Annotated in this window: 17 protein-coding genes; 7 read left to right on the top strand and 10 right to left on the bottom strand. The window is 63.8% G+C overall.

Translation table 11 applies throughout. From position 1 onward, the window contains the following. Positions 1-445: 445 nt before the first annotated feature. Positions 446-1,996, top strand: a complete 1,551-nt coding sequence (gene murJ / locus P3T16_RS14085) for a murein biosynthesis integral membrane protein MurJ (RefSeq protein ID WP_429342750.1) — start codon at positions 446-448, stop codon at positions 1,994-1,996. After that, a complete protein-coding gene (locus P3T16_RS14080) occupies positions 1,993-2,844 on the top strand; it encodes a SirB1 family protein (protein ID WP_429254633.1) in 852 nt (283 codons plus the stop codon). Before murJ ends, P3T16_RS14080 begins: the two co-directional genes overlap by 4 nt. 187 nt (positions 2,845-3,031) lie before the next feature. On the opposite strand, the gene P3T16_RS14075 is transcribed toward P3T16_RS14080, so the two are convergent. From P3T16_RS14075 to lpxK, 5 genes are all read right to left on the bottom strand, one after another. Beyond that, positions 3,032-3,790 carry a 3-hydroxyacyl-CoA dehydrogenase gene (locus P3T16_RS14075; protein ID WP_429342749.1) on the bottom strand — a complete coding sequence of 253 codons (759 nt, stop codon included), beginning with the start codon at positions 3,788-3,790 and terminating at the stop codon, positions 3,032-3,034. Between the two features lie 182 nt (positions 3,791-3,972). Continuing rightward, the gene (gene adk / locus P3T16_RS14070; protein ID WP_429254631.1) at positions 3,973-4,635 is read right to left on the bottom strand and encodes an adenylate kinase; all 663 of its coding nucleotides are present in this window, start codon (positions 4,633-4,635) and stop codon (positions 3,973-3,975) included. A gap of 230 nt (positions 4,636-4,865) precedes the next feature. After that, a complete protein-coding gene (kdsB, locus tag P3T16_RS14065) occupies positions 4,866-5,675 on the bottom strand; it encodes a 3-deoxy-manno-octulosonate cytidylyltransferase (protein WP_429342748.1) in 810 nt (269 codons plus the stop codon). Between the two features lie 134 nt (positions 5,676-5,809). Continuing rightward, positions 5,810-6,016 carry a Trm112 family protein gene (locus P3T16_RS14060; RefSeq protein ID WP_429254629.1) on the bottom strand — a complete coding sequence of 69 codons (207 nt, stop codon included), beginning with the start codon at positions 6,014-6,016 and terminating at the stop codon, positions 5,810-5,812. Next, positions 5,997-7,013 (bottom strand): tetraacyldisaccharide 4'-kinase, encoded by a 1,017-nt coding sequence (lpxK, locus tag P3T16_RS14055; protein WP_429342747.1) that lies wholly within the window; start codon positions 7,011-7,013, stop codon positions 5,997-5,999. Before lpxK ends, P3T16_RS14060 begins: the two co-directional genes overlap by 20 nt. Positions 7,014-7,619: 606 nt before the next feature. On the opposite strand from lpxK, the gene xseA reads away from it, so the two are divergent. The 3 genes from xseA to P3T16_RS14040 all read left to right on the top strand — a co-directional run bounded on the left by xseA (position 7,620) and on the right by P3T16_RS14040 (position 10,829). Next, positions 7,620-8,999, top strand: coding sequence for an exodeoxyribonuclease VII large subunit (xseA, locus tag P3T16_RS14050; protein WP_429342746.1), 1,380 nt, complete (start codon positions 7,620-7,622; stop codon positions 8,997-8,999). A gap of 183 nt (positions 9,000-9,182) precedes the next feature. Next, the gene (sodB, locus tag P3T16_RS14045; protein ID WP_429254627.1) at positions 9,183-9,761 is read left to right on the top strand and encodes a superoxide dismutase [Fe]; all 579 of its coding nucleotides are present in this window, start codon (positions 9,183-9,185) and stop codon (positions 9,759-9,761) included. Positions 9,762-10,022: 261 nt separating this feature from the next. Continuing rightward, positions 10,023-10,829, top strand: coding sequence for an alpha/beta fold hydrolase (locus P3T16_RS14040; RefSeq protein ID WP_429342745.1), 807 nt, complete (start codon positions 10,023-10,025; stop codon positions 10,827-10,829). A gap of 84 nt (positions 10,830-10,913) precedes the next feature. Here the strand turns inward: P3T16_RS14040 and P3T16_RS14035 are convergent, their stop codons facing one another. Further along, positions 10,914-11,498, bottom strand: coding sequence for an isochorismatase family protein (locus P3T16_RS14035; protein WP_429342744.1), 585 nt, complete (start codon positions 11,496-11,498; stop codon positions 10,914-10,916). 54 nt (positions 11,499-11,552) lie between these two features. Here P3T16_RS14035 and P3T16_RS14030 point away from each other — a divergent pair, with 54 nt between their 5' ends. Continuing rightward, a complete protein-coding gene (locus tag P3T16_RS14030) occupies positions 11,553-12,161 on the top strand; it encodes a TetR/AcrR family transcriptional regulator (protein WP_429342743.1) in 609 nt (202 codons plus the stop codon). A 64-nt stretch (positions 12,162-12,225) separates the two neighbouring features. Here P3T16_RS14030 and clpP read toward each other — a convergent pair whose 3' ends face one another. Then, positions 12,226-12,879 (bottom strand): ATP-dependent Clp endopeptidase proteolytic subunit ClpP, encoded by a 654-nt coding sequence (gene clpP / locus P3T16_RS14025; protein ID WP_429342742.1) that lies wholly within the window; start codon positions 12,877-12,879, stop codon positions 12,226-12,228. Between the two features lie 206 nt (positions 12,880-13,085). Here clpP and P3T16_RS14020 point away from each other — a divergent pair, with 206 nt between their 5' ends. Then, a complete protein-coding gene (locus tag P3T16_RS14020) occupies positions 13,086-14,015 on the top strand; it encodes a sigma-70 family RNA polymerase sigma factor (protein ID WP_429342741.1) in 930 nt (309 codons plus the stop codon). A 47-nt stretch (positions 14,016-14,062) separates the two neighbouring features. On the opposite strand, the gene P3T16_RS14015 is transcribed toward P3T16_RS14020, so the two are convergent. From P3T16_RS14015 to P3T16_RS14005, 3 genes are all read right to left on the bottom strand, one after another. After that, positions 14,063-15,337 carry an EAL domain-containing protein gene (locus P3T16_RS14015; RefSeq protein ID WP_429254621.1) on the bottom strand — a complete coding sequence of 425 codons (1,275 nt, stop codon included), beginning with the start codon at positions 15,335-15,337 and terminating at the stop codon, positions 14,063-14,065. A gap of 301 nt (positions 15,338-15,638) precedes the next feature. Next, complete coding sequence (gene mdtD, locus P3T16_RS14010) at positions 15,639-17,075, bottom strand: multidrug transporter subunit MdtD (RefSeq protein ID WP_429254620.1); 1,437 nt, start codon at positions 17,073-17,075, stop codon at positions 15,639-15,641. A 176-nt stretch (positions 17,076-17,251) separates the two neighbouring features. Continuing rightward, a complete protein-coding gene (locus P3T16_RS14005) occupies positions 17,252-18,658 on the bottom strand; it encodes a PLP-dependent aminotransferase family protein (RefSeq protein WP_429342740.1) in 1,407 nt (468 codons plus the stop codon). Positions 18,659-18,793 lie beyond the last annotated feature (135 nt).

The raw sequence follows: 18,793 nt of genomic DNA, 5'->3' as shown, positions 1-18,793 counted from the left end.
GTCTGACTTCGAAGCCGACTGAGAGGCAAAACGCCAGGCAAACGATACGCAAAAGCGTGCCTGATTCAGTCTGCCCTTCGTCTGCTTTTCGCCCGCTTTTCACCTGCCTACCGTCTGTTTCACTCTGCCTCTATACCTGCGAGGACGTGATCTGACGGCCGAGCGAGCCTCGAAACCGGCGATTATAGCAACAAAATCAGACACGTGGCAACGGAAATAGCCCGCCGGGCCCGATGCCGCGCAGTATGGGCGCTCTGGCGGGTGAGCTGCGGTCGGGCGTGCAGGATCGCACAGGCAGGTCGCAAACGTGTCGGCGGCCCACTGCAACAAACCACGCATCCGACGAAAATTTCGCGAACGTCCATCGCCGGAAACGGTCCGACTCGCGTTCCGGCTCGTCCCGTCCGCCCGCTCACGCGAGCGGCACCCGTATAATAAGCGCCCCATGAATCTATTCCGAGCCCTGCTGACGGTCAGCGGATTCACGCTGCTGTCGCGCGTGACCGGCCTGGCCCGCGAGACGCTGATCGCCCGTGCGTTCGGTGCCAGCCAATACACCGACGCGTTCTACGTCGCCTTCCGTATCCCGAACCTGCTGCGCCGCATTTCCGCCGAAGGCGCGTTTTCGCAGGCCTTCGTGCCGATCCTTGCCGAGTTCAAGAACCAGCAGGGCCACGACGCCACCAAGGCGCTCGTCGACGCCACGTCGACGGTGCTCGCCTGGGCGCTCGTGGTGCTGTCGGCGCTGGGCATCGCGGGTGCGTCGTTCGTCGTCTTCGTGGTCGCATCCGGTCTGAGGGCGGACGGGCAGGCGTATCCGCTCGCCGTCGCGATGACGCGGATCATGTTCCCGTACATCATTTTCATCTCGCTGACGTCGCTCGCGTCGGCGGTGCTCAATACGTACAAGAACTTTTCGCTGCCCGCGTTCGCGCCGGTGCTGCTGAACGTCGCGTTCATCGTCGCGGCCGTGTTCGTCGCGCCGCACATGAAAACGCCGGTCTATGCGCTCGCGTGGGCCGTGATCGCGGGCGGCGTGCTGCAGTTTGTCGTGCAACTGCCGGGCCTGAAGAAGATCGACATGATGCCGCGCATCGGGCTGAACCCGGTCCGGGCGCTCCGGCATCGCGGCGTCAAGCGCGTGCTCGCGAAGATGGTACCGGCGATGTTCGCGGTCTCCGCGTCGCAGATCAGTCTCATCATCAACACGAACATCGCGTCGCATATCGGGCCGGGCGCGGTCTCGTGGATCAATTACGCCGACCGGCTGATGGAATTCCCGACCGCGCTCCTCGGCGTGGCGCTCGGCACGATCCTGCTGCCGAGCCTCTCGAAGGCGCACGTCGATGCGGACCCGCACGAATATTCGTCGCTGCTCGACTGGGGGCTGCGCGTTACGTTCCTGCTCGCCGCGCCGAGCGCGATCGCGCTGTTTTTCTTTGCCGAGCCGCTGACGGCCACGCTCTTCCACTACGGCAAGTTCGACGGCAATTCGGTCGTGATGGTCGGTCGCGCGCTGTCGGCGTATGGGGTCGGGTTGATCGGGCTGATTCTCATCAAGATCCTGGCGCCTGGTTTCTACGCGAAGCAGGACATCAAGACGCCGGTGAAGATCGCGGTTGGCGTGCTGATCATCACGCAGATGAGCAACTACGTGTTCGTGCCGATTTTTGCGCACGCGGGGCTCACGTTGAGTATCGGGCTGGGTTCGTGCGTGAACGCGGGGCTTCTGTTCGTGATGTTGCGCCGCCGCGGCATTTACATGCCGTCGAGCGGCTGGACGCGTTTCTTCGTGCAGCTGCTCGGCGCGTGTCTCGTGATGGCGGGTGTCATGCACTGGTTCGCGATCAGCTTCGACTGGATCGGCATGCACGCTGAGCCGGTGCGGCGCATCGCGTTGCTGGCCGCGTGTCTCGTACTGTTCGCCGCGCTATATTTCGGTATGCTCTGGCTGATGGGGTTCAAGTACGCGTATTTCAGAAGGCGGGTGAAGTGATCACGACGACGCGGGTTCTCGACTATTTCAGCACGCTTGTAGCCGAAGACGACAGCCTGCCGCTCACCGAGGCGGCGCTGTCGCTCGCTCAGGATGCCTACCCGGATCTTGATCTGACGGGCACGCTCGCCGAGATCGACGAACTGGTGCTGCGTCTGCGACGTCGCATGCCGGAAGATGCGGACCTCAAGCAGAAAGTCGGCATCCTGAACCGCTTTTTCTTCCGCGAACTGGGTTTCGCCAGCAATCTCAATGACTATTACGATCCCGACAACAGTCATCTGAATATGGTGTTGAGGCGTCGTCGCGGCATTCCGATTTCGCTGGCGGTGCTGTATCTGGAGATGGCGAGCCAGATCGACGTGCCGGTGCGCGGCGTGTCGTTCCCCGGGCACTTCCTGCTGCGCGTGACAATGCCAGATGGCGACGTGATGCTCGATCCGACCACCGGACATTCGCTGTCCGAATCGGAAATGGTGGAGATGCTGGAGCCTTACGTCGCGAAAGCCGGAGAATCGGTGGGGCGCGCGTTGCGCATGCTGCTGCAACCCGCCACGCGCCGCGAAATCATCGCGCGCATGCTGCGCAACCTGAAGAGCACGTATCTGCAGACGGAACGCTGGCAGCGGCTGCTTGCAGTGCAACAGCGTCTGGTGATCCTGCTGCCGGATAGCATCGAAGAGGTGCGTGATCGCGGCTTTGCTTATGCGCGACTCGATTACCTGCGCCCGGCGCTGGAAGATCTTGAACGTTATCTTGGCGATCGTCCGGATGCGGAGGATGCGACGGTTGTCGAATCGCAACTGCATGAGTTGCGGCAACGCACGCAGCATGACGATCGGGATTGAATCCTTCTGGTTCGCCCGGTTCGCCCGGTTCGCACATTCCCACATGACATAACAAAACGCCTGCGACTCAAATCGCAGGCGTTCTTTTTTTCACGGCACGTGTCGTAATCCGATGCAACGCGACGCTCCGAAAGCGACGCAACGGATCGCGTCATCACGCAACGCACAGCCTCACGCCGATAAAACCCTACTTCGGCTGCATCCGGATCGCACCATCCAGCCGGATCACTTCGCCATTCAGCATCGGATTGTCGAGAATCTGTTTAACGAGCATCGCGTATTCCGCCGGTTTGCCGAGACGCGGCGGGAACGGCACCATTGCGCCGAGCGCGTCCTGCACCTCCTGCGGCATGCCGAGCAGCATCGGCGTCTCGAAGATACCCGGTGCAATCGTCATCACGCGGATCGCGTTGCGCGACAGATCGCGCGCGATGGGCAGCGTCATGCCGACGACGCCGCTCTTCGACGCCGCGTACGCCGCCTGACCAATCTGCCCGTCAAACGCAGCCACCGACGCCGTGTTGACGATCACGCCACGCTCGCCATTCGCGTTCGGCTCGTTCTTCGACATCGCCGCGGCGGCGAGGCGGATCATGTTGAAGGTGCCGATCAGGTTGATCGAGATGGTTTTGACGAAGGAATCGAGCGGATGGGGGCCGTCCTTGCCGACGGTCTTGATCGCCGGCGCGACCCCCGCGCAGTTGATCAGGCCGCGCAGGGTGCCGAGCTTCGTGGCGGCAACGACTGCGTGCGTCGCGTCGTCTTCACGGCTGACGTCGCATTTCACGAACACGCCGCTTAGCTCGTTCGCGAGCGCGTTGCCGGCGTCCACGTTCAGGTCGGCGAGCACGACCTTGCCGCCGTTTTCAACGACGAGGCGTGCAGTGGCCGCGCCCAGACCCGATGCACCGCCGGTGATGAGAAATACGTTGTCGCGAATCTCCATGACTGCTCCTGTTGTATCGGTCGTCGACCGGTCGCGTTTCGATATTCACTTGATCGATGATTGTAACGGCTGGAAATTCCGCCGCAACAACCCGGGTGGGGTGGCTACGCCTGCTGGCATATCCAGAGGGGAAACAAAAAACCCGCCATGTCGGCGGGTTTTCTGGTGGCATTCGAATGTGCTTACTTCAGCGCATCGAACACACGCGCGCGGATTTCATCGACCAGACCCAGGCCCGAAATGCGGCGATACTGCGGCGCCTTCAAACCGTTTTCGTCGCCGCGAGCTGCCCAGTCGTTGTAGTACTGGATCAGCGGCCTGGTTTGCGCGACGTACACGTCCAGACGCTTCTTGACGGTTTCTTCCTTGTCGTCGTCGCGCTGGATCAGCGGTTCGCCGGTGACGTCGTCAACGTTGTCGACTTTTGGCGGGTTGAACTTCACGTGATACGTGCGGCCCGACGCCGGATGCATGCGGCGGCCGCTCATGCGCACGATGATCTCGTCGAACGGCACATCGATTTCCAGCACGTAATCGATCGCGACGCCGGCCTGCTTCATCGCTTCAGCTTGCGGCAGCGTGCGCGGAAAACCGTCGAACAGATAACCGTTCGCGCAATCCGGCTCGCACAGACGTTCCTTCACGAGGTTGATGATGAGTTCGTCTGTGACGAGTTCGCCTGCATCCATGAAGCGCTTTGCTTCGAGGCCGAGCGGCGTGCCGGCCTTGACGGCCGCGCGCAGCATGTCACCCGTCGAAATCTGCGGGATGCCGAACTTTTCCTTGATGAAGTTTGCCTGGGTGCCCTTTCCCGCGCCGGGGGCGCCCAACAGGATCAAACGCATGGTGATATCTCCAGATCTATGTGAATTCTGTGGCGGCGCGAGGCAGACGGAATATCGGCACAACTTCGCTCAGTGCGTTTCTGAAACCCGCGCGCAATGCAGCGGCGTACCTCGCGCAGCACGTCTTCAACGACGGCGCTGCAAGGCAGCCAGCGGCACAAACGGGGGGAAACCCTGATGAAGAATGGCTCCGGGCGGCTCGCGCAACCGTTCGATTATGCCATGGGTTTTTACGCTCGCGACCCGAATAACGCCTGTACGCGAGCGAGATCAGCAGGGGTATCGACGCCTGGCAACGGCGCGTCCTGCGTGACGAGCACTGCAATGCGCTCGCCATGCCACATCGCGCGCAACTGTTCGAGCGCTTCGGCCTGTTCGATCGGCGAGAGCGTCAGCGTCGGATACGTGCGCAGGAATTTCGCGCGATAGGCATAGAGGCCGATGTGCCGGTAGACCGTCGCAGGCGCGGGTGGCGAGGGCATTGTCGCGACGTCGGGCCAGTGCGCCTGATACGCGTCGCGTGCCCACGGAATGGGGGCGCGCGAAAAGTAGAGCGCGACGCCCTTTGCGTCGAGTACGACCTTCACGACGTTCGGATTGAAGACTTCGGCGGGATCGGTGATCGGGTGCGCCGCGGTGGCGATTGCGCAGCCACTGCTGGCTGCAAGATGCGCTGCAACGCCGCGCACGAGTGCCGGGTCGATCAGGGGTTCGTCGCCTTGTACGTTGACGACGATCGTGTCGTCGCTCCAGCCGAAATGCGCAGCGACTTCGGCAAGCCGGTCCGTGCCCGACGGATGGTCGGCGCGCGTCAGCACCGCTTCGAGGCCATGTGCGCGGGCGACGTCGAGCACCGATTGCGCGTCCGACGCAATCAACACCTGCTGTGCACCCGACTCGAGCGCACGCTCGGCCACGCGCACGACCATCGGCTTGCCGCCGATGTCCGCGAGCGGTTTATTCGGCAGACGCGTTGAGGCAAGCCGTGCCGGAACGACGGCAATGAACGGCTGGGCGGCAGGAGGTGCGGATTGGGTCATCGGAAGGGCGGACAGCGGATGAGAACCGTGGACGCGCGTTCGATGTTCGATACTCGAAACTGCTGGCTCGACAGCGAACGCGCAAAGGCTGAAGCGAAGAAAGCGGAGCCGGAGGCCCCGCAGGCGCACGAACGTTACGCGCCCGACGGCGGATTCAACGGCTCGACCAGCGTGCCTTCGACAGTCTGACGCGCCTCGTCGACAAGCATCACCGGGATGCCGTCACGGATCGGGTAGGCCAGCTTGTCGGCATTGCAGATCAGTTCCTGCGCGGCGCGATCGTAGCTAAGCGGGCCCTTGCAGATCGGGCAGACGAGAATTTCAAGCAGGCGAGCGTCCACGGACTTTCTCCACGACTAAAGCGATAAGGCGGTGATCCAGCGCGGCTTCGACCGGGACAACCCAGATCCGCGCATCATGCCAGGGCCCCAATTTTACCGCATCCTTTTCGGTTATCAGGATGGCGTCGGCCTCGACGTCGGCGAAAGGATTGGTGGTGTACGCGTAATGGTCGGGCAGCGCGCGGGTCGCGGGCGAAAGGCCGGCCGCGCGCAGCGTCGCGAAAAACCGTTCCGGCGCGCCGATGCCGGCGGCGGCCAGCACGCGTTCACCGGCGAACTGCGCGAGCGGACGGCGCAGCGCCGGCTGGTCGAGATGCCATGCATCGCCCGGCGTGAGCGCGAGCGCGAACGTATTGGGCCACGGCGGCAGCGCGCGGTCGTACGGATTGTTGATCAGCGTCGCGTCACGCTGACGGGACAACGGCTCGCGCAACGGCCCGGCAGGCAGCAGGAAACCATTGCCGCCCAGCCGGTGATCGAAGACCACCAGTTCGACATTGCGCGCAAGCCGGTAGTGCTGCAGGCCGTCGTCGCTGACGATGATGTCGACATCGGTGTGCGCCGCGCACAGCGCCTCCGCTGCGGCGACGCGGTTGGGACAGACCCAGACCGGTGCGCCCGTGCGGCGCGCGATGAGGAGCGGCTCGTCGCCGGCCACATTCGCCGACGACGCCGGTGTGACCGCCGTCGGGCGCGAAATTTTCGCGCCGTAGCCGCGCGACACGATGCCTGGCGTGAAGCCTGCTGAACGCAGCGCGTCGACGAGCGCGATCACGGTCGGCGTCTTGCCCGTTCCGCCGACCGTGACGTTGCCGACCACCACGACGGGCACCGGCACGCGCACGCTCTTCATCCAGCCAAGCGCGAACGCGGCGCGACGCGACGCGGCGATTGCGCCGAACAGGCAGGCAAACGGCGTCAGCGCCCACGCGAGCGGGCCGCGGCGTTGCCATTCCTGCGCCAGACGCGCTTCGATCCGGGATTTCAGTCCGCTCATGATGGGAATGCCGGGACGGACAGCACGACGGGCGCGGAACAAAACCCACGACGTACACCCAGGGCGCGAAGGGCATGCAGGACGAGGAAGGCGCGGAGGACAGACAGGGCGGGCAGGGCAGGCAGCAACGCAGATTCTCCGGGCGGTGAATGGGCAACGGCAATCGGCCGGTCGAGCCGGACGCCGCGCAGGGCGACGACGACCTGAAAATGACGCGAAACCGGTCGGCGCCTGAGCGCTTCGGGAAGCCGGCACTCTAGCGCGCGGGCGGCGTGCGCCGCAAGTCGGCTAGCGCAAAACGTGCCCACGAAGATCGTCAAAACGGTGCATCCATGCCTGTGGATAACTTTGTGGAGAACCTGCCTGCCGTTGCCCGCAAAGGGCCGCCTGGCTCGCTGCGCGTCGGCGTAGCTCACGCTTTTGGAAATGCAAAATCCATAAAAATCAAATACATGCTACGAACTTACGGCCTTCCCGACGATGCTAATCGGGTCGTCCGCACGATAGTGCGCCAATGTGGACACTTCCCATATTCTGCGCGGTGCGCTGGACGCGAATGGCCAGTCGGTCTATCGTCTGTCCTGCCTGTCAAAACCCATTCCTCGCATGAATTCCGAAAGTCCTTTTGCGTCGTCCGGCGAGCCCGGCGGCGAGGTCGTCGTGCCGGTGTCGGCATTGAATCGTGCGATCGGCTCGATGCTCGAACGCTCGTTTCCGCTCGTCTGGGTGGCCGGCGAAGTGTCCAATTTCACGCGCGCGGCGAGCGGCCACTGGTATTTCTCGATCAAGGACGCCCAGGCGCAGATGCGCTGTGTGATGTTCCGCGGTCGCGCGCAGTACGCCGAATTCACGCCGCGCGAAGGCGATCGCATCGAGGTGCGCGCGCTGGTCACGATGTACGAGCCGCGCGGCGAACTGCAACTGAACGTCGAAGCGGTGCGCCGCACGGGCCAGGGCCGTCTTTACGAAGCGTTCCTGAAGCTGAAGGCGCAACTCGAAGCCGAAGGCCTGTTCGCGCCCGAACGCAAACGCGCGCTTCCGGTGCATCCGCGTGCGATCGGCATCGTCACATCGCTACAGGCCGCCGCGTTGCGCGACGTGCTGACGACGCTCCAGCGTCGCGCGCCGCATATTCCGGTGATCATTTATCCGGCGCCGGTGCAGGGCGCGGGCGTCAGCGCGAAGCTCGCGGCGATGGTCGAGACGGCCAGCGCACGGCGCGAAATCGATGTGCTGATCGTGTGTCGCGGCGGCGGTTCGATTGAAGACCTGTGGGCGTTCAACGAAGAAGTGCTCGCACGCGCGATCGCTGAAAGCGCGGTGCCGGTGGTGAGCGGCGTGGGGCACGAAACCGACTTCACGATCGCCGACTTCGCCGCCGACGTGCGCGCGCCGACGCCGACCGGCGCCGCCGAACTCGTCAGCCCGCAACGCGTGCTGCTGCTGCGCGATCTCGATCATCGGCACGCCACGCTCGCACGTGGCTTCGGCCGCATGATGGAACGTCGCGCGCAACAACTCGACTGGCTCGCGCGCCGCCTCGTTTCGCCTGCCGAACGGCTCGCGCGACAGCGCACGCATCTGCATCAGCTTTCTGTAAGGCTGGCGTCGGCGGGTGCGCGTCCGGTTCGCGACGCGAGGGGGCGCTTCTCGTTGCTGCAGATGCGCTGGCAGCGCTGGCGTCCCGATCTCATCGCGCATCACGCGAAGGTAGATGCGCTCGCTGAACGGCTCGAGCGCGCGCAGCAACGTCTGCATGAGCGGCAGACGGCGCGCGTTGCGACACTCACCGCGCGCCTCGAAGTATTGAGCCCGCAGCGCACGCTTGAGCGCGGCTATGCTGCGTTGCTCGATGCGCAGAACGGTCGTGCGGTGCGCGCGCCGTCAGCGCTGAAACCGGGCCGCCGTCTCACCGTTCATCTCGCTGAAGGCTCGGCCGATATCGCGCTTTCCGACGTGCAGCCGCGTCTCACTGAAGGCTTTTGATTCCGTACTTTTGACCTCGTCACACGGGTTGCACGAGCATCTTTTACGCTGCAGGTGCAGCGCGTTTGCACGATCCCCGTCATAAAGACCGGCGGTTTGCACGGTTATTCCGGGTCGCCTACAATCGAGTGCTCTACAGCGTTATCCGCAGACTCCCCATAACACGATACAAGGAACGCAATCATGGAACATACGCTCCCGCCGCTGCCGTTCGCGAAGAACGCGCTCGCTCCGCACATGTCGGAAGAGACGCTCGAGTTTCACTACGGCAAGCATCATCAGACCTATGTGACCAACCTGAACAAGCTGATTCCTGGCACCGAGTTCGAGAACCTGTCGCTGGAAGAGATCGTCAAGAAGTCGTCGGGCGGTGTGTTCAACAACGCAGCGCAAATCTGGAATCACACGTTCTTCTGGAACAGCCTGTCGCCGCAAGGTGGTGGCGCGCCGACTGGCAAGCTCGCTGACGCGATCAACGCGAAGTGGGGCTCCTACGACAAGTTCAAGGAAGAATTCACGAAGGTCGCAGTCGGCACGTTCGGCTCGGGCTGGGCATGGCTCGTGAAGAAGACCGACGGCTCGCTCGATCTGGTTTCGACCAGCAACGCTGCAACGCCGCTGACCACCGATGCGAAGCCGCTGCTGACGATCGACGTGTGGGAACACGCGTACTACATCGACTATCGCAATGCGCGTCCGAAGTTTGTCGAAGCGTACTGGAACATCGTGAACTGGGAATTTGCTTCGAAGAATTTCGCGTAAGCGGTTCGCGAATCGAAGTTGAAATGAAAGCCCTCCTGTGTGAGGGCTTTCTGTTTTCTGGGCGTCGGATCCGCTGCGGCCATCATGTCGCGTCGCGTCACGTCGCGATCTGCGCGGGCCGGAACGGCGGCGAGCGGATAAAACCTTTCAGTTTGTCGCCTGAAGCCATGCACGTTCGCAAAAGCGGTGGCATTCTGCGGTTCGCGGCGAGCCTGCCCAGACTTCAACGCAACGTCCACCCGTACTTCGAGCCAGATCAACATGGAACCTCAAGACGACGACCTCAAGCACTTCGAAGCGCACGGCGCAGCGCCGCTGCCCGTCACGCGCGATCAAGGCTACGTAGACAACGACGGCGCCCGAATCTGGTACGCGACGTACGGTGCCGGCTCACCGATGATCCTGCTGCACGGTGGCCTCGGCCATAGCGGCAACTGGGGCTATCAGGTGCCGGCGCTGGTCGGCGCGGGCCATCGCGTCGTAATCATCGACAGCCGCGGCCACGGCCGTAGCACGCGCGATTCAAAGCCCTTCCTGTACGAACGGATGGCGTCCGACGTGCTCGCCGTGATGGACACGTTACAGCTCGAAAAAGCCGCCGTGGTGGGATGGAGCGACGGCGCATGCACTGCGTTGATCCTCGGGATGAAAGCGCCCGAACGCGTTGCGGGCGTCTTCTTCTTTGGATGCAACATGGACCCGAGCGGCACAAAGGCATTCGTGCCCACGCCGCTCATCGACCGGTGTTTCGGACGACATCGCAGAGACTACGAACAGCTGTCCGCCACACCGGATCAGTTCGATGCGTTTGTTGGCGCGGTCAGCGAGATGATGCGGACGCAACCCAACTATTCCGCGCACGAGCTGGCTGCGATCCGTGTGCCCGTCGCGATCGTGCAGAGCGAGCACGATGAATTCATCAAGCCGGAACACGCCGAATATCTCGCGCGGAGCATCCCCGGTGCGGAACTCGTCCTGCTGCCTGGCGTGAGTCATTTCGCGCCGCTGCAAAGGCCCGGACTGTTCAATGGCGCGGTACAGACTTTTGTCGACAAGGTTCTTTCCTGAATTTCGCCCTGCGGTTTTTCGTTCGCGAGCTTCCTCCATGGCGCGTGCCGGCTCCGGCTGCCGAAACAGCCGGCTCGAGGCCTGTTACGACGCCTGACCCAGCGCTTCGACATATCCAGCCGTGGAGCGCACGCGGCCCATCACCCGGAACACGCCTTCGGTACTGGATTTGTGCGCCTCGGCGCTCATGCTCGACATGGCGTCTTCGATAAAGACAAGGTCGTAGCCCTGGTCGAACGCCGCGCGCGCCGTCGACTCGACGCCGAAATTCGTCGCGATGCCGGCCATGACGACCGTGCGAATGCCACGGCGACGCAGGTGCAGTTCGAGATCGGTGCCGTAGAACGCGCCCCATTGGCGCTTCGTCACCACCAGATCGCCAGGCTGTACGCCGGCTTCCGGCACCAGCTCAGATGCAATCGCGGGCGGCGGCGGGGTGTTCGGCGCCTGCGGCGCGGCGTCCGTCAAGCGCTGCAGCAGTTCTGTCAGCAGCACGCGCACGAATACGACGGTGCCGCCCGCGGCGCGCGTTGCCTCGGCAAGACGCACCGAATTTTCGACGACCTGGCTGCCCGGATACGGCGCCAGTTCGCGGCCGACGATGCCATGCTGGAGGTCGATCAGAACCAGCGCGGTGGTCTTCGGATCGAGTGAAAGTGCTTGCGTCATATGTCGCCTTTATGTGAGGATGGCCTCATATAATCATACGCTCAGAATGTGAGAATGTCCTCAGCTCTGTCTGGAACCGCGCGGCGGGTGCCGCAACAGGAGCGCGCCGCGCGGCGCGTCGATGCGCTGCTCGAAGCGGCGGGCGCGGTAATTGCCGAGCGCGGTTTCGACGCCGCGACCATGACCGCCATCGCGGAGCGCGCGGGCGCGTCGATCGGTGCCGTGTATCAGTACTTTCCGAACAAGGAAGCGCTCGTGTTCGCGCTGCGCACGCGTTATGCCAACGAGATGGAAGAGCGCTGGACCGCGCTCAGCGTCGCGGCTGAAGGGATGACGGTGCCGGAACTGGTCGGCAGCCTGTTCGAGATGATGGCGGCGTTCATGGCGACCCGTCCCGCCTATATTCCACTGCTGTCGGTTTCGCTGAATTTCAAACGCGATGCGGCAGCGCGCAACCGGCTGCGCGGCCGTTTCGCCGAACTGTTCCAGCGTTATCAGCCGGCGCTTTCAGGCGACGAGGCCTTTCGCATCGCTGAGGTCACGCTTCAGGTGGTGAAAAGTATGAATCCGCTGTACGCCGTCGCGAAACCCAAAGAGCGCAAGCTGCTGCTCGTCGAATACAAACAGGTCGTGGCGTCGTATCTGGAATCGCGGCTCGCGTAAGCGGTAAAGGCGACAGACGCTTCGGGCCGCACACGGGTGCGCCCGAAACCCGCCAGCCGGCCCGTCACATCTCGCTGTGCTTCACATCCCTCTGCAGCTCGGTGCGCGTCGTCAGCACACCGTCAATCAGACCGTACAACTGCGCACCTTCGGCGGACATGTAGTTGTCGCGGTCCGTGTCCTTTTCGATCTGCGTGATGCTCTGGCCCGTGCGTTCGGCGAGTACTGCATTCAGGCGTTCGCGCTGGTACAGCACTTCCTTCGCCTGGATCTCGACGTCGGCGGCCGTGCCCTGTCCGCCGCCTGAGGGCTGGTGAATCATGATGCGTGCGTTCGGCAGCGCGTAACGCTTGCCGCGCTGGCCGGCCGCGAGCAGAAACGTACCCATGCTCGCCGCGAAGCCGGTGCATAGCGTCGACACTTCGGGCTTGATGAACTGCATCGTGTCGTAGATCGCGAGGCCGTCATAAACCGAGCCGCCCGGCGAGTTGATGTAAAAGGAAATATCCTTGTCAGGATTCTCGGACTCGAGAAACAGCAACTGCGCGACGATCAGGCTCGCCGACTGGTCATTCACCGGCCCCACCAGAAACACGATCCGCTCACGCAGAAGCCGCGAATAGATGTCGTAGGCGCGTTCACCGCGACCGGACTGTTCGATGACGGTCGGCACGAGGCCGAGACCCGAAAATGACGGGGGCGGATACAGGTATGACATGCGTTCCTCGTTGGGTTGTTGGTGGATTCCGCGCACGGCTGACGTCGCGCAGAATCCTGTCTGCAAGACGCGGGAACGCCGTATCGCGTGACATGATTTATTTTGTCGGGCGACTGTCACATGGGGGCGCGCTGAACCGTCTATGAAGGCGGGGCGCGAATTCCACAGCGCCGAAGTGTTTTCTCCACGATCACGGAGCATCACGCATGACGGAAGATGAAATGGACAAGGCCGCGACGTTCGCGGCATCGCGGGGAAAGCTGATGGCGCTCGCGTACCGGATGCTTGGCAGTCGCGCGGAAGCCGAAGATGTCGTGCAGGACGCGTGGCTCAAGTGGCATCTCGCCGACGCCAGCGACATTCGCGCGCCCGCAGGCTGGCTCACGACGATTACGACGCGTCTTGCAATCGATCGCCTGCGGCATCTGCAGATGGAGCGCCTGTCGCGTGCGGCAGGCTGGCTGCCAGAGCCGTGGCTCGATGGCATCGTGCCGTCGGCGGAAGAAATGGCGCTGCGTGCGTCAGAGATGTCGTACGGTTTGCTGTTGATGCTCGAACGCCTGACGCCGGATGAGCGCGCGGCCTTCGTGCTGCACGAGGCGCTCGATTGCGATTACGCGGACATCGCACAGATCATCGGCAAATCGGTGGCGAACTGCCGGCAGATCGTCCATCGCGCGAAAACGCGCTTGCAGCGTGAAGGCGGCGAGCCGAAGCCGGCCGTCGATCCGTCCGCGCATGCGCAGGTCGTCGAGCGGTTGCGCGCGGCGATCGAGGCGCAGGATCGCGCGCAGTTGATGCGCCTGTTCAGCGAAGAAGCGGTTGTGCTCAGCGATGCGGAAGAAAAAGCCAATGCCGGTGAGGCGATTGCTTCGGCGCGCTGGGTGGATCAGCTGACGTCATCTACGCGCAATGCCGCGCCTGTGACGATCAATGGCATGGCGGGCGTTGCGTTGATGGCGGAAGGGGAGGTGACGGGCCTGCTTGACGTCGCGGCCGCCTGCGATGGACGCATCGCGCGGCTGTGCGTCGTGTCGTCAGTGGTAAATCTGCGTGCGGCGAATGCGGCGTGGGGTTCGCGTGCTGTCACTCGCCTGCTTGAACGGATTGGCCGCGCCGAACCGGTCATGTGCTGACCGGCCTGCGCGCGCCGTGCCGCTTTCACTCAACAAAACCGCATCCCTCAATTCCGGTGCGCGGCGACTTCCCAGTTGATGTCGACGCACAGCACCTGCAACCCACGCGCCGTTTCCGCGGCAATCGACGCCGTCACGCACAGGTGCGCCTCGTTGATCGACAGATACGGCGGCGTCAGCTGAACCTTGCCCGGCTCGCGAACGGCCCGGATGAAATACGGCCGGCGCTCCCAGCTCGCGCCTTCGGAATGCAGGAGCGGGCGGAACCGTTTTGCGCGTTGCGATGCGCGGCCATGTGGCAGCACGTTGTCGCCGATCTGCCGGCCGGAGGCGTCCAGCACGAAACAGCGCGCGGTTTCGCCGAGCGCCAGCAACGGCGCTGTCGCGTGCGCGACCGTCCCGCCGGCGAAAAGCTGGGCGCTGGCGGCTTCGAGTGCCTTCACGTACGGCGCAAGCCGCGAAACCTGCGCACGCTCGCGCGCCGATACGCGCTCCCGCAACGCCGCCGACAGCGCATCCATCAAGCCGGCCGCGGCTTGCGGCTTCACCGGATCGACGCTTGGGCCCGCGAAAAACGCGCCCTGCACGAAATCGACATTGCATTCGAGTGCGATGAGCGCGTCGCGCTCGGTCGAAAGTCCGCCCATCAACACCAGTTGCCCGGATTCATGCAGCATCGAAACGAGGCCGGGCAACACGCGTTCGATATGTGAATGCTCGCTCGCCTGCGCAAGAATGCAGCGGTCGAGCGTGACGATGTCGGGGCGCAGCTGCCACACGCGGTCGATGTTCGAATGCTTCGCGCCGAAACCATCGAGCGCGATCAGGAAACCTGACTTGCGCAGCGCGTCGATGATTTCCGAGAAACGCGTCGTCTCGCCGCCGGCCTGTTCGGACACTTCCAGCACCACGCGTTGCGGCGGCAGGCCGAGCGCCTTCAGCCCGGCGAGCAGCGCGTCGCCGTAGCTCGTGTCCATCAGTGCCGCAGGATGCAGGCTCAGGAAAAGCCACTCGTCGTGGCTGTCGAACGCATTGAAGTTGCCGAGATGCAGGGATTCGGCAAGACGCCCGAGTTCAAGCAGATCGCCGCGCCGCGCGGCCTGCGTGAAGACTTCGTGCGACGGCACATGACGCGCGTGTTCATCGCGCGCGCGTAGCGACGCGTGATAACCGATTGCGCGACGGTGCGACACCGAAAACACCGGCTGGAACACGCTGAAGACGGTATAGCCGCCGTACAGGACGGTGCGGCGCGCGCCTTCGTCGCCCGCCATCGGACGCGGCGGCTGGAAGCCGGGGGGATCGAGGTCGATCATGCTCATCATATCGGTCGTGTAGTGGTCAGCTGTGGCGCACAGCCCGCCGAAAACGCAAGTTTACAGGATAGGCCAGCAAGAAGTATGCGCATCCGAAAATGACACCTGCGTGCGGCTGGATTCGTCAGGCTGTGTGCCGGCTCGCACTTCGCGGCCGCGCGACGCACAGCGATGGTGCGCGTGACGCCCTGCTGCGGGTACTCGTGCACGGCGTTTCTGTGCCGAAACCCGCGAACCGTCTGAGCCATTACGCCGGCATGAACCGCGGAAACGCGACGTCACCTGGCGCCCTGACGCGATACCGTCGTTACGTCCGCTCGGATGGGTCGGTCTTTTTCGCCCGCGAGCGGATATCCGGCGAGAGTTGCGCGAAGATCCACGCCGAGCCCGCCGTGATGATGCCGACGCACAGGAACGTCGCGTGGAATGCCGGCAGCGAATTGGCTTCGGTGACGCGTGCAATCAGCCCGGTGAAGGTCGCGAGCAGCGCGCCCGCGACGGTGACGCCGAGACTCATCGACAGCATCTGTACAAGCGAAAACAGGCTGTTGCCGCTGCTCGCGCCGCCGGTGCCGAGGTCTTTCAGCGTGAGCGTGTTCATCGCCGTGAACTGCATCGAGTTCACGCCACCGAAGAACGCAAGCTGCACGAGCCGCAGCCAGAGCGGCTGGCCGGCGCTCGTCAGCGCGAAGCTCGCCATCGCGAGGCCGACGAGCACGGTGTTTGTGACGAGCACGCGCCGGTAGCCGTATTTCATGATGAGCGTCGTCGCGAGCCGCTTCGACGACATCCCCGCCGCCGCAACCGGCAGCATCATCATGCCCGCCTGGAACGCGCTGTAGCCGAGGCTCACCTGCAACAGCAGCGGAATCAGATACGGCATCGCGCCGCTGCCGATCCGCGCAAACAGGTTGCCGAGCAGACCGACGCTGAACGTGTGGATCTTGAACAGATCGAGCGAGAAGATCGGTTGCGGCGCGCGCACCGCATGCAGTCCATACGCAACAAAACACGCGAGGCTCAGGATCAGCAGCACCAGCACGGTTGCGTGCTGGATGCCCAGTTCCGTGCGGCCATCGAGGGCGAACGAGATCGCGACCATGCCGACGATCAGCAGCAGATAGCCTTTCAGATCGAACTTCGGCGTATCAGGATTGCGGCTGTCCGGCATGAAGATGAACGTCGCGATGCAGCCGGCGATGCCCACCGGCACGTTGATCAGAAAGATCCAGTGCCACGACGCGATCTTCACGAGCCAGCCGCCGAGCGTCGGACCAATGAGCGGACCGATCAACCCCGGAATCGCGACGAACGACAGCGCCGGAAGATAACGTTCAGCCGGAAACGTGCGTAGCACGGCGAGTCGCCCCACGGGCAGCAGCATCGCGCCACCCACACCTTGCACGATGCGGTACACCACCAGCTGGTTCAGCGTATGCGCGTTCGCGCAGAGGAGCGAGCCGACCGTGAACACGAGGATCGCACTCAGGAACACGCGCCGGACGCCAAGCTTGTCCGCGAGCCAGCCCGACACTGGAATCATCACCGCCATCGTCAGCGAATACGCGATCACCACCGACTGCATGCGCAGCGGCAGTTCGCCGAGACTCGTCGCCATCGCGGGGAGCGCCGTGTTGACGATCGTCGCGTCGAGCGTCTGCATGAAGAAGCCGGTGGCCACCAGCCACAGCAATACGGTGAGGGATTTCGAAGACGGGGCGGACGCGGTCTGGGCGATGGACATGAGGGCAGAGGAGGGCGCAGGCGGCGCGCAGTCTGGCAACGCGGCGAGCCGTCATTTTAACGGCAAGCGTCACGACGCCGCCGGGAATCGCGCCGGGTGGGTGCCTTGCCGGTTGCGGCGGGCGTTGCCCGGTGGCACCGGGTACGCAGCGGACGCAGCGGACGCAGCGTCGTGCGTCAGCCCGGAAGCGCGGCGGCAGCGTCGAAGAATGCCCGCGCGCGCGGGTCGTGGGTGAACGCCGCGTTGATCCGGATCCACGGGCTCGGTTCGGCGTTCGGGCGAAAGTAGCTGCCCGGCGCGACCGTCACGCCGAGCGGCGCGCCACACTCGACGAGCCGCGTCGCGTCTTCGACATGCGGCACGCGCGCCCACACGAACTTGCCGCCGAGCGGTTTATCGAAAAGATCCCACCCGCTGTCTTCGAGCGTGTGCACGGTAAGGCCGAGCGCATCGCGCATCCGGCGACGCAGCCGTTCGAGATACTTGCGATACATGCCGCGCTCCAGCAGCGCGACGGCTACCGCTTCCGCGAAACGCGAGCCGCCGATGCTCGTCAGCATCTTCACGTCGGCGAGATCCTTGACGATCGCCGGGCTCGCCACCAGATAGCCGATGCGCAGCGAAGACGACAGCGTCTTGGACAGGCCGCCCACATAGACAACGTGTTCGAGCTGGTCGAGCGTCGCGAGGCGGTCGGTCGGCTCGGTCTGGAAGTCGGCGTAGATGTCATCTTCGATGATCGTGAACTGGTGCTCGCGTGCGAGCTGCAGCAGGCGAAACGCGACGGGCGGCGAGATCGTCGTGCCGGTCGGGTTGTGGAACACCGTATTGATGAAGAAGAGGCGTGGACGATGCTCTTTCAGCATCGCCTGCATCGCGTCGAGATCGGGGCCGTTGCGCGTGCGCGGAATGCCGACGAGCCGCACGCCATGCAGCTTCAGCAGACCGTTCAGGTTGTAGTAGCCCGGATCTTCGACGAACACCGTGTCGCCGGCCTTCAGCATGTAGCGCATCAGCATGTCGAGCGCCTGGCTCGCGCCGTTCGTGATCAGGATCTGCGACGCGTCGGCCATGATGCCGAGCTGCGCGATGCGGCCCTGCAGGTGGTCGCGCAAGGTCGCGTTGCCGAGCGGCGTTGCGTAGTCGATCAAGCTTGAACTGTCGACGCGCGAGACGTGACGGATCGCCTGGCCGATGCTGTCCATGTCGCGCCACGCTTCGGGGATGAAGCCGCTGCCGAGCTTCAGCGATTCGCCCGGATGGTTGAACTGCTGGAGGATGTGGACCGACTCTTCGTCCGCGCGGCGCGGGTCGGACGTGCCTTGACCCGCGAGCATCGCGCGCGAACGTTCGGCGACGTAAAAGCCCGAACCGTGCCGTGAATCGATGAAACCGAGCGACACGAGCCGGTCGTACGCCTCGATCACCGGGAAGCGGCTGATCTGGTAATCGGTGGCGAACTGGCGGATCGACGGCAGTTTCGCGCCCGGATGCGCGACGCGCGACCGGATCCACGTCTGAACGCCGTTGACGATCTGCTCGGTGAGCGGCACGCCGTTTTCGCGGTCAAGTTCGAGTTTCATACCACCTCACTGTCCGGCCTGTTGTCCGGCTCATTGGCTGGCTCATTGTCTGGATTAGCGGCTACTGTCTGGTTTTTCGACTGTACAGTTTCGATGAAACTGTCCGGAAGTGTGCATGGGGTTCCGGTCGTCGCG

Origin of the sequence: Paraburkholderia sp. GAS42 (genome assembly GCF_050436565.1) — a bacterium.
GTDB lineage: Bacteria > Pseudomonadota > Gammaproteobacteria > Burkholderiales > Burkholderiaceae > Paraburkholderia.
Note: the sequence above shows the minus strand (reverse complement) of the source record. Positions and strands in the feature narration are given on the sequence as shown.

Coding starts and splice junctions, on each gene's coding strand:
- P3T16_RS14040 (WP_429342745.1), top strand. CDS start 10,023: ATGGAACCTCAAGACGACGACCTCAAGCACTTCGAAGCGCACGGCGCA.
- mdtD (WP_429254620.1), bottom strand. CDS start 17,075: ATGTCCATCGCCCAGACCGCGTCCGCCCCGTCTTCGAAATCCCTCACC.
- P3T16_RS14075 (WP_429342749.1), bottom strand. CDS start 3,790: ATGGAGATTCGCGACAACGTATTTCTCATCACCGGCGGTGCATCGGGT.
- P3T16_RS14035 (WP_429342744.1), bottom strand. CDS start 11,498: ATGACGCAAGCACTTTCACTCGATCCGAAGACCACCGCGCTGGTTCTG.
- clpP (WP_429342742.1), bottom strand. CDS start 12,879: ATGTCATACCTGTATCCGCCCCCGTCATTTTCGGGTCTCGGCCTCGTG.
- P3T16_RS14030 (WP_429342743.1), top strand. CDS start 11,553: ATGTCCTCAGCTCTGTCTGGAACCGCGCGGCGGGTGCCGCAACAGGAG.
- xseA (WP_429342746.1), top strand. CDS start 7,620: ATGAATTCCGAAAGTCCTTTTGCGTCGTCCGGCGAGCCCGGCGGCGAG.
- kdsB (WP_429342748.1), bottom strand. CDS start 5,675: ATGACCCAATCCGCACCTCCTGCCGCCCAGCCGTTCATTGCCGTCGTT.
- P3T16_RS14015 (WP_429254621.1), bottom strand. CDS start 15,337: ATGAGCATGATCGACCTCGATCCCCCCGGCTTCCAGCCGCCGCGTCCG.
- P3T16_RS14020 (WP_429342741.1), top strand. CDS start 13,086: ATGACGGAAGATGAAATGGACAAGGCCGCGACGTTCGCGGCATCGCGG.
- lpxK (WP_429342747.1), bottom strand. CDS start 7,013: ATGAGCGGACTGAAATCCCGGATCGAAGCGCGTCTGGCGCAGGAATGG.
- P3T16_RS14005 (WP_429342740.1), bottom strand. CDS start 18,658: ATGAAACTCGAACTTGACCGCGAAAACGGCGTGCCGCTCACCGAGCAG.
- adk (WP_429254631.1), bottom strand. CDS start 4,635: ATGCGTTTGATCCTGTTGGGCGCCCCCGGCGCGGGAAAGGGCACCCAG.
- sodB (WP_429254627.1), top strand. CDS start 9,183: ATGGAACATACGCTCCCGCCGCTGCCGTTCGCGAAGAACGCGCTCGCT.
- murJ (WP_429342750.1), top strand. CDS start 446: ATGAATCTATTCCGAGCCCTGCTGACGGTCAGCGGATTCACGCTGCTG.